This window comes from Acinetobacter sp. YH16042 (genome assembly GCF_013417245.1).
GTDB classification, from domain to species: Bacteria; Pseudomonadota; Gammaproteobacteria; order Pseudomonadales; family Moraxellaceae; genus Acinetobacter; species Acinetobacter amyesii.
In genome coordinates this window covers 1-16445 of sequence record NZ_VPEJ01000008.1, presented here as the reverse complement: position 1 = coordinate 16445, position 16445 = coordinate 1, and the positions used below count along the sequence as shown (strand labels likewise).

Genomic DNA, 16445 nt, shown 5'->3' with positions numbered 1-16445 from the left:
CTATATGCAAAATCGCATTCAAAATAATCGTCTATTGAGTTACTTGCTGGCTATTGCACTGATGTTCTGCCCGATGCTGCTCTCTGCCAAAACCATCATGATTTTGGGCGATAGCTTAAGTGCGGGTTATGGTGTTTCAGTGCAGCAAGGCTGGGTTCACTTATTACAAAAACGTCTAGACCAACAGTATCCGAAACAACATAAAGTGGTCAATGCAAGTGTCAGCGGTGAAACCACCAGTGGTGCTTTGGCACGACTGCCTAAACTGTTGCAGACCCATCGTCCAGACCTTGTGGTGATTGAGTTAGGTGGTAATGACGGTTTACGCGGACAGCCCCCTGCACAAATTCAAAAAAATTTAGCGCAGCTGATTCAAAAAAGCCAACAGGCCAAATCGAAAGTGATTTTATTTGGAATGAAAATTCCACCGAATTATGGCAAGGCATATAGCCAAGCTTTTGAAAATAACTATCAAGTGTTGAGCCAACAGTACAAAGTCAAATTATTGCCTTTCTTTATGCAAGGCGTGGCGGGGCATAAAAATTTGATGCAACAAGATCAAATTCACCCAAATGCCAAAGCGCAACCAATTTTGCTGAATAATGCTTATCCATTGATCAAAGCAAGTTTATAAAGTTAGTGGGTGAAAATGGATTCGTTAAAAAAGGCGCTTCATTTGAGCGCCTTTTTTTAAATCTTGTATTTACTGTAGTTTGCTTAGAAATCGTAGAAGCTTACTTCACCCGTTTCGAGTGAATACTCAGCGCCCACCACTTTTAATTTGCCTTGCGCAATTAAGTTTTCGAGGACTGCTGAACCATGACGAAGTTGATTTACTGATGCAAAAACGTTTGAACGTACTGCATGCATTGAAAGTTTTTCAAGGTCATCTTTCAATTCAGTTTGCATGAGTATTTCTACAGATGGACGAACGCGATTCACAATCGACATCAAGTTAGCTGATGGTGGTGTCGCAGGGTTAGTTAAAGCTTCAATCGTAGAATGAATCGCGCCACAGTGTGTATGGCCCAGTACAATGACCACAGGACAACCGAAGCTTTCTGCTGCAAATTCCACGCTACCGACTTGAGACGGTGCCACAATATTACCTGCAACACGAATCACGAATAAATCGCCTAAGCCTTGGTCAAATACCATTTCAGCAGGAACACGTGAGTCTGAACACCCTAAAATAATCGCAAAAGGTTCTTGGCTTTCGGCCATTTCAGCACGTTGTTGATGCGTCAAAAGCTTTGGGTGATTCGTTTCACCGTCTACAAAACGTTGATTCCCTTTTTTTAAACGATCTAAAGCTTCTGCTGCTGTTAGCATGTTCTAATTACCCTTATCCGAAGTTGCAATATTTTAATCCCAGTCGAATCGATTGTCACTTGCAAAAACAATTGCTGTGAATTTTTTCTACGACGATGCAACTTGATAGAAAATGCTAGTCTACATTCATCAAAAAAAAAATATTTTTTCTGTAATGGTTCACATTATTAAAACGCAAGTTTAACCACGTCAAAAAAGCAATGGATGACAAAGGTCATTTTTAATTTACAATATATTTCATAAATATACGCTTTTGCTATTTCAGCCCATTCTGATAATAGTCATATAAATGATCTAAAAAATATATCTATTCGATTTAACTGGGGTAAACGTCAATGAAAGGACATCATTCACGCGTTTTTGACTTTTTCAAGCTAGCAACAATTTGCTGTATGACGTTTACTGCCAACCATGCTTTGGCTGCAAATCCGTCTCCCATCAGCAAAAACCTGGCTGTACCCTCTATCGTGCAAAACTATTTGAGCCAAGAACGTAAAGCGGCTGGTTTAGTTACACATAGCGTTCAAGTCGGCAATGTGAATTGGAGTTATAGCGAAGGCGGTCAACGCTCTAAACCTACCATTTTGCTGATTCATGGTTTAGGCGGCACACGTGATAATTGGAATCGTGTTGCGCATTATTTAACACCGAACTATCACGTGATCATCCCCGACCTTCCGGCCAATGGCGATACCCATGTCCCTGTCGATTTTGATGTCTCAGTGCCGAATGTCACGGAACAACTACGCCAGTTTGTCCTTAAAATAGATATTGAAGATAAACTGAATGTTGCAGGTCACTCATTGGGTGGTTCCATTGCCACGGTATATGCCTCTCAATATCCTTTTGATACCCAAAGTTTATTTTTACTCAACAGCGCGGGCATTTATAAACAGGCCAATACCAGTTACACCCGCGACCCGTATAAACTTAAAAATTTAATCGTTTCAAAACCGGGGGATTTAGATGATGTTATGCATAAACTCATGCAAAATCCGCCCAATGTTCCAACACAGCTCAAAGAAGCGCAGGAAAATATCTTAATTGCGCGTGCGCCCTTCACCAGTAAAATGATCGATCAAGTCGTCACGCTCAATCGAATCTACACCCCTGAAACTTTTGCCCGATTAACACGAACGGTGGAAGCACCAACCCTGATCCTTTGGGGCAAACAAGATAAAATCTTTAATGTTGAAGTGGCTGGCGAACTCAAGTCTTTACTGAAACGTGCAGAAACCCCTGTAATTTTAAATAACGTCGGTCATATGCCAATCTTAGAAGCCGAACAACAAGTTGCAGACCATTACTTACCTTTCCTTGCGAAAAGTCAAAAGTTTAAAAATCCTTTGGTAGATAAACTGATTCAGTTAAACTGAGCATTCGCCATTTTTAGATACCCATCACTGGGGCTTCAGGGAAAGTATGCAGAAAAACCCGATGATTGAGCAGTTGATTGACGCTCAACTGAACTTTTTAGATCAGAGCTTTTCACACAATGATACCGTAGCCACTGAATTCACCCATTTTTATCAATGGTTTCGTAAACAATCTTTGCAGCAAATTTGGAGTTTTGATCAAATCAATGCCTTGTTGCAGAAACAAATTATAAATACCCCTGCAAGTCAATTTCTAATTGAGCAAATTGCTGAACATATCAAATTTGCACTGATTCACCCTGCAAATGACAGCACTACGATTGCCGAAATCATTCCAGTGTTGACCATCGATAAAATTGCACAGTATGTGGCAAGTAAACAGGGACATCGTCAGCGTTTAATTCATACCATGGTCAACAATCCTGCATTTTCAGCCATGATCAGTCAATTGATTCAACATGCGATACAAGATTATTTAGATAATTCGGTGATTGCAAAATCGGTCCCCGGTGTTTCACGATTTATGAAAATGGGGAAATCGGTACTGGAAAACGTCACAGATACCAATTTAGATAATGCGGTCAGTAAATATTTGCAAAAGAATATTTTAAAGCTCAGTCAAATGAGTGAAACCGTGTTAAATCAGCACTTTGATGATCATAAGCTGTACCATTTTCAAGCCAATTTGTGGCATAAAATAAAAGCGCTGCCAGTTTCGGTATTAAAGAACTATGTTGAAGTTCAGGACTTGCCGCAAACAGTTGCCATGGGCCATGAAATTTGGGACTTTATGCGACAGTCTGAGTATATGAAACAGCAAGTGCATGATGGCGTATACGCTTGGTACGTGCGTAATGCAGAACGCCCTTTTGATTTATTGCTGCGTGATTTAAATATTGATGAAGCACTGATTCAGCATGAACTTCAAAACTTACTCAATCCAATCGTACAACAGATGATAGAGTCGGGTTATATACGTGAGCGTTCCCGTCTGTATCTAGAACAGTTTTACTACTCATGTGAAGCACTGAAAATTTTAAATATCCAAGCATAAAAAAAGCCGCGTTAAGCGGCTTTTCTTTTGGAAATACTTAGAACTGGTATTTCAAACTTGCATAGTAAGCACGACCCGGCTCGTTATATGTTTGGTTGACCGTTTTATCACGCAGTTTTTGCTCATCAAATAGGTTATTCACACCGATACGAGCACTCAAATCCGCATTAAATTTATAACCAAAGTTAATGCCTGCAATGCCATAACTTTTCACGCTATCCATCGCCAAGCCATCTTTGCTTTCAAGACTGGTTTCTGCATATTGACGTGGTTTTTGACGTCCATATTGGGTATAGACAAAGTTACTGTCTAATCGATCCGTGATGTTGTAGTTCAAAATAGAGTTCAGCGTGTAATTCGGAATAATCGACAGCGGATTACCAGTACGTTTATCTTCAGAGTTGATCATATAGGTAACGTTATTGGTCCACGTGATATCCCCCCAGTCCAAAGAAATACTTCCTTCAACACCTTCTACCAAGGCTTCAGGCGTATTCATCCAACGCAGTACATTATACGTTGTACCATTTACTTCTAGTTCTTCCAGACGCGTATCCCCTGCAACGATCTTATTTTTATAATCATTACGGAACCATGCAAAGCTTGTATTCACGATGTCTTTTTCGAACTGCACACCTAATTCTTTATTCACTGAAGTTTCAGGTTTAAGATCGCCATTACCTTGTAATAGACATTGGCTCAGCCCAATCGGACAACCATTACCGCGAGTACTTAACAGATAACCTTCCGCATTTTGGTACATATTGGGTGCTTTATACGCCTTAGCCACACCACCTTTTAATGTCCAATAATCGCCAAGCTTTTGCGTAATATTGAGACTTGGACTCCAGCTATCGCCTGATTTGCTATGATTATCATAGCGTAGTGCCAAAACGACATCGGTGCTTTCGCCCAAGTTCATATTGTTTTCAATATAGGCCGACGCAATCCGTGAATCCATTTGTGAACGGTCACCTGAGGTCAACACATCACCAAAACCGCCTGTGCCAGCTTGTGTATTAACCGTATCGGTAAAGTCATCTTCAACCCATTCAGCGCCTAAAGTTAATACTTGTGGGACATACCATTGGAACGGCAGATTGGCTTCTGCATTAAAGCGAATGGTTTCTAGATATGACGTTTGTTTATTTTCAAGATTATTAATCTGTCCCTCAGTACTACCGCCTGTTCCTTCAGGTAGGCGTTTATTTTTGGTTTTGTCATATTGCGCAATGAGTTTACTGTCACCCCACCCCCACGTACCTTCATGGGTTAATGCAAAACTATCACGATAAATGGTATTGGTTTCTTCACCAATTAAAGCCGATAGAATAGGCGCTTTGTTTGGATCGGCTGGATCAAATACACTGTTTTGACTGTCACCTGCAAAACGGTTGCCTTGGCGGCCAACACTTGCGTCAAACATCAAGACTTGTTGATCGTTCAACTGCCAAGCCAAACGCCCTGCAATATCTTTATTTTCAACGCCTTCTCGACCCGCCATACGCGCGGCATTGTCCATTAAGGCATTAATATCCGCAGCATCTGAATCGGTTTTGTTATAACTACCGTATAAACGATATGAAAGGACATCTTTGAGAATTGGCCCGCTCAAGTTAAAGCTTTCACGGTGACTAGCACCCTCTTTAGCGTCTTCAGGCTGATTGGTAAAAACTTCCACAGAGCCATGCACTTCGTTGGTCACTTTCTTGGTTTTAATATTGACCACACCACCCATCGCACCTGAACCATAACGCGCTGCAGCTGGACCACGCAGTACTTCAATCGATTCAATAGCATCTACAGGTACCCAGTTCGAATCGCCACGAGTATCACGCTCACCGCGCCAGCCATAACGTACTGAGTTTCTCGAATTTACGGGCTTACCATCAATTAAGATCAACGTGTTTTCAGGCCCCATACCACGGATATCAATCTGACGGTTATTACCACGTTGGCCTGTGGCACTGTTACCAGTCAAATTCACACCCGGCATACGGCGCACATGCTCTGAAATATCATTCACAACCGGCATTTTTTCTAAATCTTCTGCCGTAATTTTTGAAGCACCTAATGATTGTTTAACCTGTTCTGCTGCGGTAACAACAATGGTTTCCATCTTCGTTACGGATTCGTCTATTGCTTCAGTTTGCACATCTTCTGCATGCGACAAACTCACCAATGCACAGAGGATTGAAAGTGTCAGCGTTGATTTGAATAGTTGTTTGGTCATTGAGTGCTTCCAAATGAACGTATTTATGGAGAAATCTAGAATAATGTGTTGCACATTGTAACCACCACAAACAATATTGCAATTAATTTTAATAATCATTCTCACTTATATTTGTGATATAGCTTATCATTTTGATGTAAAAACCCTAGAAATATCTAAAAATCTTCGTTTTTTTGATTTAGACAATAAAAAAGCCGCAAGGTTGCGGCTTTTTATAAAAATACTGAACTTATTTGAAATAAGCACCTTCAGTATTACTGTGATCCGTTTGGTCAACAACGCGCATTAATTCAGGTACATGCTGCTTCAATGTTGTTTCAACACCTTGTTTCAAGGTTAAATCGATTGAAGAACAACCTTGACAACCACCACCGAATTTAAGCACTGCAGTTAAACCATGTTCTGCATCTTCAACCACTTCTACCAGTGCACAGTTACCACCATGACCTGCAAGGCCAGGGTTAATTTCTGACTGTAGAACATAAGTGATACGCTCTTCTACAGAGGCATCTGGACCCACACGTGGCACTTTTGAGTTTGGTGCACGGAATGTTAACTGACCACCAAAACGGTCTTTGTTATAGTCAATCACCGCATCCAAAAGATATGGAATAGACGGTGTGTCAATAAATGCAGGGAAATCTGGATAGTCTTGTTTATAGTCTGTAGGCACAACTTCTTCTGGTGCACTGTAAGCCATACAACATTCAGCACGTGGCGTACCCGGATTTTCCACAAAAACACGTACACCAATGCCCGGTGTATTTTGTTTATCCAAAAGATCTTTCAAATACTCTTGGGCATTTGGAGTGATCAATAGGTTTGGAATTTCTTCAGCAACTGCTGTGCTGTTGTTCTCAGTCGACATTACAATATTTCCTCAAGCTGAAGTCGCTATTTTAACTTAAGATGCGGGGCATTAGAAAAAAATCAACTAAAATTGTCGGAATTATTCTGAAAGTTCACGCTTTAGGCAGATTTAATGGCATTATTGAGCATAAATTTTAACAAGTAGAATAGTCATATATGTTGGGCCTACCCTTTAACCACACCGTGACCATTATCCTGATTACGGTGGTGATTTCACTGATTGCATTTTCAAATCAGAAAGTGATGAATCGTTTGTTATTTTGGCCGCCAGCCCTTAGTCGTGGCGAGTATGACCGATTTATTAGCCATGGTTTTATTCATGCAGATGGCGCGCACCTATTGTTCAACATGATTACCTTATTTTTCTTTGGTAGCGTGATTGAAAGTTTTTATCGCCAATATTTCTTCGACATGGGCTTTGTGCTGTTTTACTTGGGCGGCTTGATCGCAGCGATTATTCCGAGTTATTTAAAACATAAGCACGATACCCATTGGGCAAGTTTAGGGGCTTCTGGGGCGGTATCTGCAGTACTCTTTGCTTATATCTTGTTTGAGCCGTGGAAACTGATTTTTGTATTCTTTATTCCTGTTCCTGCGATTATTTTTGCCGTGCTATATGTTGCTTATAGTATCTGGTCAGGTAAACGTGGCAACAGCAACATTAACCACAGCGCACACCTTTGGGGCGCAGCGTATGGTGTAATCATGACGATTATTCTTGAACCGAAGCTCATTCCACATTTCTTAAGTCAGTTATTAAACGTTCCTTTCTAACGTTAAGTCTAAAAAATCAGCTGGATTTAACCTGAAAATGACAGCCTAAACCGTTTCAGTTTAGGCTTTTTTATTGTGCTTCGTTAAACCGAAATGTCCTTTAATTTTTTTCTTTAGCCAATTTCCCACATTTACAGCACCGCACTTTGAATATCGAGCTATACAATTTCACAGCAGATTGAAACGCTATCTACCCTTGCCCTGATTTAAACTGAAATGACACAGAATAAAAAAGGAAAATTCCAATGAAAATAGTCCTGATGTTCTCAAGTTTGCTGTTGACCTGCGTGTTGAGTGCTTGTGCCGTTCACACTCGTGAAGGCAGTATCGTGGTCGACCCAGATCGTAATCACTATCCTTATAATTACCCAGATCGCCATGGCGACTTTTGCCCGCCCGGACAGGCTAAAAAAGGCCGTTGTTGATTTGCCGTTATTGATTTAATGCCCTCTTCTTTTAAGCCTTCAAACCGAAGGCTTTTTCAATTCCGTCAGTAAAATTTGAAGCTGTATATTCTACGAAAGTTCACAAAAGCACATGACAAATCATATAAATCTGGCATTTTATGCCACCCTGTTTTTTAATTTGGCATAGATAATGTATACATCTGTATATTAATGACAAAATTAGCTGAGATATTTTGCATGTCGAGTTCAACTGAAGGTCTTCAATTTCCCATTTCGGCTTCAAACCAAAAGCCGAGTACATCTAAAACCGGTCGTGAAATTATCGCTGAAGCCTTAGCTGCAGTTGACCATCAGTCTTCTGTACGTGCAAAACAAGAAAAAAACTGGCGTAAAAAATATCCTGAATATTTTAAAGCCTTGGTTGAACAAGGGATTCAATCATCTGAAGCAGCGATCAACATTGCTGAGCAAGGTTTAAATAAAGCACATCACGTCTTTGAATTTTATCGTGATCAAGAAAAGCATACGCTCAAAGATGCAGTGGCTTTAACTGCACATCCACTGCATACCGTGAAATTAAAAGGTGAAAGTGACGCAGCGCCTGAGTGGTATGTGCCCTATCATGGCCAAAAACTGCAAGGTGAGGCGTTACTGGCTCAGATTCAAAAATGGCAAGATGCTGGCATCATTGAAGCCAGTCATGCCGACGCATTACGTGAAGCCATTGCCCACCCAGAATGGTTCGATTTGTCAGATCGGACTATGGTGCTTTTTGGTGCTGCTTCCGAAGCTGGCCCACTGACGTGGTTAGCAAAATGGAAAGCCAATATTGTGGCAATCGACCTCAATAATGAACGTGTTTGGGATCGAATCTTAAGCATTGTTCAAGCTGGTAATGCCACTTTATATGCACCGAGTCTCGACACTGTGCATGAAGACACACCCATTCAAGAACTAAAACACAAATTGGGCGCCAATTTACTGACACACATTCCTGAAATTGCACAGTGGCTTGCACAAAGTGAACATCAACTTGATCTGGCTGCAATTGCCTATTTAGATGGTGAAAAGCATGTTCGTGTTGCAATGGCAATGGACAGCATCATGGCCTATGTCAGTCAACAAAAAGCCAACACCAGCTTGATGTTTATGTGTACTCCGACCGATGTCTATGCGGTTCCAGAAGAGATCGTTACGGCAGCGCAAGCCAAATTCCAAAACCGTGCGTCTGCACAAAAGCTATTGACGCAAAGCATTGCCAAAGTCACAGGTCAGCATTTCTTTAAGCAAAATAATGAGCAAACCACCACAGCAGACAATGGAAAATCCTATGGTATCGCTGACTGTTTGGTGGTGGAACAAGGTCCAAACTACGCACTCGCAAAACGCATCCAACAATGGCGCGCAACTGTCGCACGTCAAAATGGTCAGCGGGTTAGTATCAATATTGCGCCATCCACCACGACCCGCTCAGTGACGAAGAATCCATTATTAAAGGCCGCATTTAATGGTGCGAGTTTATTTGATGTGGAATCCTTCCAACCTGAAACCACCAATGCACTCATGGCAGCTTTATGGATTCACGACTTGAGAAACCCTCAATCGGTTGCTAACCCTGAAACGGCGCTAGACCACCCATTAGAACTCATGATGCATGGTGCCAACCATGGTGGCTTATGGCGTGTGGCTTATTTGGCGCGTACTGCCTTACCTTTTGCAGCGCTGTATGGTTTTGCTGAAGAGAAATTGCCCGTGAAAAAAGTATTGGGACTGTTTAAAAAAGCGTAACTGCATTGGTTCAAATAAGTGTTGAACTTTGCAAAGCTTCAACTCGCTAGTTTGATTGTTCTAATTCAGCTCTCAGTCATCCCATTAAAATCGGTGATGTCTGAGATAAAGCCATAAGAAAACGCTGCCGAAGCAGCGTTTTTTTATATCTGGAATTTGAGTTGCTTAGAACACTTTCAAGAATAACCAGTACAAGCAGCCTGATAGACAGATCGTTGCAGGTAAAGTGAAGACCCAAGCCGATAGAATGGTCTTCACTGTTGCAAAGTTCAGACCCGATTTATTCGCGACCATGGTACCTGCAACCGCAGAGTTCAATACGTGTGTGGTCGATACAGGCATACCAAAACCATCCGCAGCAGCAATCGTTGACATAGCAACAAGCTCGGCAGACATGCCCTGACCATAGGTCATGTGGTTTTTACCAATACGCTCACCTACAGTCACGACAATACGTTTCCAACCCACCATGGTTCCAAGACCCAGTGCCAATGCAACAGCGACTTTCACCCATGTTGGAATGTACTGTAAGAACGAGTCTAAGTGACTACGATATTCCTTCACAGTCTTTTGTTCAGCTTCTGCCATTGCTGGTAGTTGGTCAGCTTTATCTAGACGTTTAAAAGCAGTGGTACTGAGGTACATGTCATTACGAATCGAAGATACTTCTTGTTCAGGAATATCTTTTAAGTCGCCATACTGTGCAACTCGCTCACCTAAATGATCCGTCAAACTTGCCAAAGCTGGCACAACTTCTGGACTGACTTCTTTGGTTTGAATGTATTTGGTGAGTACATCACGCGCTTGTGCATCAGGAATATCCTTATGCCCTGCGTAGATCGCAGTCGCAGTTTGAGCAGATAACTGATGGAAAGATTGAATATGTTGATTATCTAAGTTCTTATTCAATGAATAAGCCAATGGCACACATCCGATCAAAATCAGCATGATCAGCCCCATACCTTTTTGACCATCATTTGAACCGTGCGCAAAACTTACACCTGTACAGGTAAAGATCAAAATTGCACGAATCAGTGGTGGTGGCGGCTTATTGCCTTCTGGTGGCTGAAACAATTCTAGCTGTTTGCGGAAAATACGCTTCACCAACAAGAAAACGAGTGCTGCAAATGCAAAACCAATCAGTGGAGAGAACAATAAAGCCTTACCGACTTTAAGCACCTGCTCCATATCTACACCGCTCGCACCACCGCCTGCATTTAACAGGTAGTTCATGATGCCAACGCCAAGAATAGAACCAATCAAAGTATGCGAACTAGACGCTGGGATGCCCAAGAACCAAGTCCCTAAATTCCACAAAATCGCTGCGATCAACATAGCGAAAACCATGGCAAAGCCAGCACCTGAACCAACGTTCATAATCAATTCAACAGGTAATAAAGCAATAATGCCGTAAGCGACTGCACCACTGGCAACCATTACGCCTAGGAAGTTACAGAAACCCGCCCACATTACCGCAACCGGTGCTGACAAGGCGTTGGTATAAATCACTGTTGCTACTGCATTTGCAGTGTCATGGAAACCATTTACAAATTCAAAGCCAAGTGCGATGAATAAGGCTGTGCCCAATAAAATCATTGAATAAAGACTTAAAGGCGGAACATGCGCTAAATCGGCAGTCACCTGAAAACCAATATAAATCAACGTTGAAATAATCACCGTCAAAAATACCGGCATAAAGAATTTCGGTGTAGGCACATGAACATTCGTGGACTTTTGAGGAGTCGACGTGTGCGCTGAATCTACGGGAGTTTGTTTAGAATTCATGCAGGCAGGAATAGAGGATTTTAAAATCCCCATATTGTTCAATTTAATTATGACAATTATATGACAAAGCGGTGTCATATAAAGCAATTTTTCATGCTTTATTTGTTTTTTTTAAGTATTAAAAACCGACTTCCACACTCTACTTTCATAAAGTAAATCAGTTATTTAATCTACGTATTTAAACTTTATTTTCTTTGAAACCCAATGTTTCAGCTTATATTTCATCTGTCATGTTTTTTTGTCATATTGCATAGCCCTGCTGGATGTTTTTTAATCTTGCCTGAGCAATATTACAAATTCATGAAGCTTTCCATACATTTATATGAAATTGGAATATGAAATTATCAAGTTGCAATATTGCTCATTAATTCAACAAGCTAATAATTGCGCGCTGTGAAGATGATTGAATATCAATAAAACTGCAATGAATTCTGTTAATATATTTGCCGATTTTATATTCCATCGGATTGGGGTTATTTATGTCCACGCTTGCCACCCTAAAAGAGCTGCTCGCTCAACGGATTCTGATTATCGACGGTGCAATGGGCACCATGATTCAGCGTCATAAACTCGAAGAAGCTGACTACCGTGGTGAGCGTTTTGCAGATTGGGCATCTGACCTCAAAGGCAATAATGACCTATTGGTGTTGACGCAGCCGCAAATCATTCAAGGCATTCATGAAGCCTATCTCGATGCTGGCGCAGACATTATTGAAACCAACAGCTTTAACGGCACAAAAGTTTCAATGTCTGACTACCACATGGAAGATTTGGTATCAGAGATCAACCGTGAAGCAGCGCGTATTGCCAAAGCCGCTTGTGAAAAATACTCAACGCCTGAAAAACCGCGTTTTGTAGCAGGTGTGCTTGGCCCGACTTCACGTACTTGCTCGATCTCGCCAAATGTAAATGACCCAGCATTTCGTAACATTACTTTTGATGAGTTAAAAGAAAACTATATTCAAGCTGCGCATGCCCTGATTGAAGGCGGTGCGGATATTCTACTCATTGAAACTGTATTCGATACCTTAAACTGTAAAGCTGCCATTTTTGCAGTGAAAGAAGTCTTCAACCAAATTGGCTACGAATTGCCATTGATGATTTCAGGCACGATTACCGATGCCTCTGGCCGAACTTTAACTGGCCAAACTGCTGAAGCGTTCTGGAACTCTGTGCGTCATGGTGATTTATTGTCGATTGGCTTTAACTGTGCCCTAGGTGCAGATGCCATGCGTCCGCATGTAAAAACCATTGCTGACGTTGCCGATACTTTTGTTTCGGCGCATCCGAACGCTGGCTTACCAAATGCCTTCGGCGGTTATGATGAAACCCCTGAAGAAACAGCTGCCTTTATTAAAGAATTTGCAGAAAGTGGCTTGATTAACATTACCGGCGGCTGCTGCGGTACAACGCCGGATCACATCCGTGCTATTGCCAATGCCGTAAAAGACATTGCCCCGCGCCAAGTGCCAGAGACTAAACCTGCGTGTCGTTTAAGTGGTTTAGAGCCATTTAACATCACTGAAGAATCACTTTTTGTGAACGTGGGTGAACGTACCAACGTAACAGGTTCTAAAAAATTCTTACGCTTAATCCGTGAAGAAAACTTTGCCGAAGCTTTAGAAGTTGCACAGCAGCAAGTTGAAGCCGGTGCTCAGATTATCGACATCAACATGGATGAAGGCATGCTGGATTCAGAAGGCGCAATGGTGCACTTCCTGAATCTTGTAGCCTCTGAACCTGAAATTTCACGTGTGCCGATCATGATTGACTCATCTAAATGGGAAATCATTGAAGCGGGCTTAAAATGTGTACAAGGTAAAGCGGTTGTTAACTCGATTTCCTTAAAAGAAGGCTATGACGAGTTCGTTGCAAAAGCGCGTTTGTGCCGTCAGTATGGCGCTGCCGTAATTGTGATGGCCTTTGACGAAAATGGTCAGGCCGACACTGCTGCACGTAAAAAAGAAATCTGTAAGCGCTCTTATGACGTGTTAGTGAATGAAGTTGGCTTCCCTGCTGAAGACATCATTTTTGACCCGAACGTGTTTGCCGTGGCAACTGGTATTGAAGAACACAATAACTATGCTGTGGACTTCATTGAAGCGACTGGCTGGATTAAGCAAAACTTGCCGCATGCCATGATTTCTGGCGGTGTGTCTAACGTATCGTTCTCATTCCGCGGTAACGAGCCTGTACGTGAAGCGATTCACTCAGTGTTCTTATACCATGCCATTCAGCAAGGCATGACTATGGGTATTGTCAACGCAGGTCAAATGGCGATTTATGACGATATTGATGCTGAACTGAAAGCTGCGGTTGAAGATGTGATCTTGAATCAAAACCAAGGTGAAAGCCATCAAGAAGCAACAGAAAAGCTGCTTGAAGTTGCTGAAAAATACCGTGGTCAAGGCGCTGCACAAAAACAAGTTGAAAACTTGGAATGGCGTGAACTTCCAGTTGAAAAACGTCTTGAACATGCTTTGGTGAAAGGCATCACAACGTTCATCGATGAAGATACTGAAGAAGCTCGTTTAAAATCAGCTCGTCCTCTAGACGTGATTGAAGGCCCGCTGATGGACGGCATGAACGTCGTGGGCGACTTGTTTGGTTCGGGCAAAATGTTCCTGCCGCAAGTAGTGAAATCTGCACGTGTAATGAAGCAAGCCGTAGCTTGGCTGAACCCGTTCATTGAAGCGGAAAAAACAGCTGGCCAATCTAAGGGTAAAGTCCTGATGGCAACTGTGAAGGGCGATGTGCATGACATCGGTAAAAATATCGTAGGTGTGGTGTTGGGCTGTAACGGCTATGACATTATCGACCTTGGGGTGATGGTGCCTTGCGAGAAGATTCTGCAAACTGCCATTGATGAGAAAGTCGACATTATTGGTCTATCTGGCCTGATTACGCCGTCACTGGATGAAATGGTTTTTGTTGCGAAAGAAATGCAGCGCAAAGGCTTTAATGTTCCATTGATGATTGGCGGTGCAACCACTTCTAAAGCGCATACGGCAGTGAAAATTGATCCGCAATATTCAAATGATGCAGTCATTTATGTTGCCGATGCTTCACGAGCTGTGGGTGTAGCAACAACTTTACTTTCTAAAGAAATGAAGCCAAAGTTTGTAGCAGAAACCCGTGCTGAATATGAAAAAGTCCGTGAGCGTATTGCCAACAAACAGCCGAAAGCAGCGAAACTGACGTATGCTGAATCGGTTGAAAATGGTTTAAAAATTGACTTTGCAGCCAATGCACCTGTGAAGCCAAACTTTATTGGTACGCAAACGCTGACCAATTATCCATTGGAAACATTAGTTGAGTACTTTGACTGGACACCGTTCTTCATTTCTTGGAGTTTGGCAGGTAAATTCCCTGCAATCCTGAAGGATGAAGTGGTGGGTGAAGCAGCAACTGACTTGTATGAACAAGCACAGACCATGCTAAAAGACATCATCGACAACAAACGTTTTGATGCTCGTGCTGTGTTTGGTATTTACCCTGCTAACCGTTCTGCAGCGGATTCGGTTGAAGTGTATAGCGAAGATGGTCAATCGGTTACGCATACCTTCCATCACATTCGTCAACAGTCTGATAAAGTGACAGGTAAACCAAACTTGTCATTAGCGGACTTTATTGCGCCTAAAGGTGTCGCAGAAGACTACTTGGGCGGTTTCACTGTATCGATCTTTGGTGCAGAAGAAATGGCCAATGAGTACAAAGCTAAAGGCGATGACTACTCTGCAATTCTTGCGCAATCTTTAGGTGACCGTTTTGCGGAAGCGTTTGCGGAGCATTTGCATGAGCGCATCCGTAAAGAGTTCTGGGGTAACCAAGCGTCTGAAACCTTAAGCAATGAAGAATTGATTAAAGAGAAGTATATAGGCATCCGTCCTGCACCGGGCTACCCTGCTTGTCCTGAGCATTCTGAAAAAGCGCCATTGTTTGACTGGTTAGGTTCTACCGACAAGATTGGTACGCAATTGACTTCTAGTTTTGCAATGTGGCCGCCTTCATCTGTCAGCGGTTTCTACTATGCAAACCCTGAAAGCCAGTACTTTAACGTGGGTAAAATCGCAGGCGACCAGCTTGAAGATTATGCGCAGCGTAAAGGTTGGACACTGGATGAAGCGAAACGTTGGTTAGCGCCAAATTTGGATGATTCAGTTCAATAATTAGTTTGAAAAAATCCCCTCGTGTGAGGGGGTTTTTTATTTATAATCAAAAATCTTAAAAACACATAAACGAATTTTATAAAATGAAAAAATATTCTTACTTTTAGTTTTACCTTTTATTTCATCTTTTGCTTTTGCAGAATGTAAGATAAGTAATGTTTATGATGAAATTGCCTGTTATGAAAAAGAATTAAAATCTAATAAAACCAAGCTCAACCAAACTTATCAAAAGCTTTATAACACTATGGATGAGGAAGGTAAGAAAATTTTAGAAACCTCTCAAAAGAATTGGTTGTTATATAAAAATAGTCATTGTGATGAACTCGTATCTTATCTATCTAGCAGTGTACAAGGTGCAGGATCTAAGTTAATCAATCTATCATGCAATGCTGATCTTATTGACCAGAGAATCAAGCAATTAAATCAGTTAGAATAATAGCCCCCCTACCTTTAGCCTTTAAAAATAAAATGAACTTTTTTTAATTTTGTGAATAGTTGGTGGCTCGAAATGATTATGGAAATAAGCTTTGGTAAGTTGACAAAAATAACTAATCATGCGAAAAGGTTTTTTTAGTTAACAGATGTTCACACATGCCTCGGATTGTTTCTGTACCACTTAGTTTAGAACAGCGAGAACGACTCATTTTTCTGGCCAAA

General features: G+C 41.7%; 12 protein-coding genes and 1 pseudogene. 9 read left to right on the top strand and 4 right to left on the bottom strand.

Annotated elements, in window-relative coordinates; all coding sequences use genetic code 11:
- Window positions 1-4: 4 nt before the first annotated feature.
- The gene (locus tag FTV37_RS07665; RefSeq protein ID WP_078189940.1) at window positions 5-634 is read left to right on the top strand and encodes an arylesterase; all 630 of its coding nucleotides are present in this window, start codon (window positions 5-7) and stop codon (window positions 632-634) included.
- 83 nt (window positions 635-717) lie between these two features.
- On the opposite strand, the gene FTV37_RS07660 is transcribed toward FTV37_RS07665, so the two are convergent.
- Window positions 718-1332: a carbonic anhydrase gene (locus tag FTV37_RS07660; RefSeq protein ID WP_111884438.1), complete on the bottom strand. Its 615-nt coding sequence runs from the start codon at window positions 1330-1332 to the stop codon at window positions 718-720.
- A gap of 335 nt (window positions 1333-1667) precedes the next feature.
- On the opposite strand from FTV37_RS07660, the gene FTV37_RS07655 reads away from it, so the two are divergent.
- Both FTV37_RS07655 and FTV37_RS07650 read left to right on the top strand, forming a co-directional pair.
- Window positions 1668-2708, top strand: a complete 1041-nt coding sequence (locus FTV37_RS07655) for an alpha/beta fold hydrolase (protein WP_373423622.1) — start codon at window positions 1668-1670, stop codon at window positions 2706-2708.
- Window positions 2709-2754: 46 nt separating this feature from the next.
- On the top strand, window positions 2755-3762 hold the full coding sequence (locus FTV37_RS07650; protein ID WP_180055370.1) for a hypothetical protein: 1008 nt from the start codon (window positions 2755-2757) through the stop codon (window positions 3760-3762).
- A 37-nt stretch (window positions 3763-3799) separates the two neighbouring features.
- Here the strand turns inward: FTV37_RS07650 and FTV37_RS07645 are convergent, their stop codons facing one another.
- Window positions 3800-5995 (bottom strand): FepA family TonB-dependent siderophore receptor, encoded by a 2196-nt coding sequence (locus tag FTV37_RS07645; protein ID WP_180063443.1) that lies wholly within the window; start codon window positions 5993-5995, stop codon window positions 3800-3802.
- A 229-nt stretch (window positions 5996-6224) separates the two neighbouring features.
- On the bottom strand, window positions 6225-6863 hold the full coding sequence (gene nfuA / locus FTV37_RS07640) for a Fe-S biogenesis protein NfuA (protein ID WP_078189947.1): 639 nt from the start codon (window positions 6861-6863) through the stop codon (window positions 6225-6227).
- A gap of 158 nt (window positions 6864-7021) precedes the next feature.
- Here nfuA and FTV37_RS07635 point away from each other — a divergent pair, with 158 nt between their 5' ends.
- From FTV37_RS07635 to FTV37_RS07625, 3 genes are all read left to right on the top strand, one after another.
- Entirely contained in the window at window positions 7022-7639 is a 618-nt protein-coding gene (locus tag FTV37_RS07635) for a rhomboid family intramembrane serine protease (RefSeq protein ID WP_111884441.1), read from the top strand.
- A 245-nt stretch (window positions 7640-7884) separates the two neighbouring features.
- A complete protein-coding gene (locus FTV37_RS07630) occupies window positions 7885-8064 on the top strand; it encodes a hypothetical protein (protein ID WP_180005268.1) in 180 nt (59 codons plus the stop codon).
- 219 nt (window positions 8065-8283) lie between these two features.
- Window positions 8284-9834, top strand: a complete 1551-nt coding sequence (locus tag FTV37_RS07625; RefSeq protein ID WP_180005267.1) for a hypothetical protein — start codon at window positions 8284-8286, stop codon at window positions 9832-9834.
- Between the two features lie 165 nt (window positions 9835-9999).
- Here FTV37_RS07625 and FTV37_RS07620 read toward each other — a convergent pair whose 3' ends face one another.
- Window positions 10000-11619, bottom strand: a complete 1620-nt coding sequence (locus FTV37_RS07620) for an inorganic phosphate transporter (protein ID WP_180063442.1) — start codon at window positions 11617-11619, stop codon at window positions 10000-10002.
- Window positions 11620-12098: 479 nt separating this feature from the next.
- Here FTV37_RS07620 and metH point away from each other — a divergent pair, with 479 nt between their 5' ends.
- From metH to FTV37_RS18085, 3 genes and pseudogenes are all read left to right on the top strand, one after another.
- Complete coding sequence (gene metH, locus FTV37_RS07615; RefSeq protein ID WP_180063441.1) at window positions 12099-15788, top strand: methionine synthase; 3690 nt, start codon at window positions 12099-12101, stop codon at window positions 15786-15788.
- Window positions 15789-15879: 91 nt separating this feature from the next.
- Window positions 15880-16224: a lysozyme inhibitor LprI family protein gene (locus FTV37_RS18155; protein WP_180063500.1), complete on the top strand. Its 345-nt coding sequence runs from the start codon at window positions 15880-15882 to the stop codon at window positions 16222-16224.
- A gap of 155 nt (window positions 16225-16379) precedes the next feature.
- Window positions 16380-16445 (top strand): annotated as a pseudogene (locus FTV37_RS18085) (helix-turn-helix domain-containing protein); the annotation flags it as partial.

Excerpts from the sequence above, each read along its gene's own strand:
- FTV37_RS07665 (WP_078189940.1), top strand. The coding sequence starts at position 5 with ATGCAAAATCGCATTCAAAATAATCGTCTATTGAGTTACTTGCTGGCT.
- FTV37_RS07660 (WP_111884438.1), bottom strand. The coding sequence starts at position 1,332 with ATGCTAACAGCAGCAGAAGCTTTAGATCGTTTAAAAAAAGGGAATCAA.
- FTV37_RS07655 (WP_373423622.1), top strand. The coding sequence starts at position 1,668 with ATGAAAGGACATCATTCACGCGTTTTTGACTTTTTCAAGCTAGCAACA.
- FTV37_RS07650 (WP_180055370.1), top strand. The coding sequence starts at position 2,755 with ATGCAGAAAAACCCGATGATTGAGCAGTTGATTGACGCTCAACTGAAC.
- FTV37_RS07645 (WP_180063443.1), bottom strand. The coding sequence starts at position 5,995 with ATGACCAAACAACTATTCAAATCAACGCTGACACTTTCAATCCTCTGT.
- nfuA (WP_078189947.1), bottom strand. The coding sequence starts at position 6,863 with ATGTCGACTGAGAACAACAGCACAGCAGTTGCTGAAGAAATTCCAAAC.
- FTV37_RS07635 (WP_111884441.1), top strand. The coding sequence starts at position 7,022 with ATGTTGGGCCTACCCTTTAACCACACCGTGACCATTATCCTGATTACG.
- FTV37_RS07630 (WP_180005268.1), top strand. The coding sequence starts at position 7,885 with ATGAAAATAGTCCTGATGTTCTCAAGTTTGCTGTTGACCTGCGTGTTG.
- FTV37_RS07625 (WP_180005267.1), top strand. The coding sequence starts at position 8,284 with ATGTCGAGTTCAACTGAAGGTCTTCAATTTCCCATTTCGGCTTCAAAC.
- FTV37_RS07620 (WP_180063442.1), bottom strand. The coding sequence starts at position 11,619 with ATGAATTCTAAACAAACTCCCGTAGATTCAGCGCACACGTCGACTCCT.
- metH (WP_180063441.1), top strand. The coding sequence starts at position 12,099 with ATGTCCACGCTTGCCACCCTAAAAGAGCTGCTCGCTCAACGGATTCTG.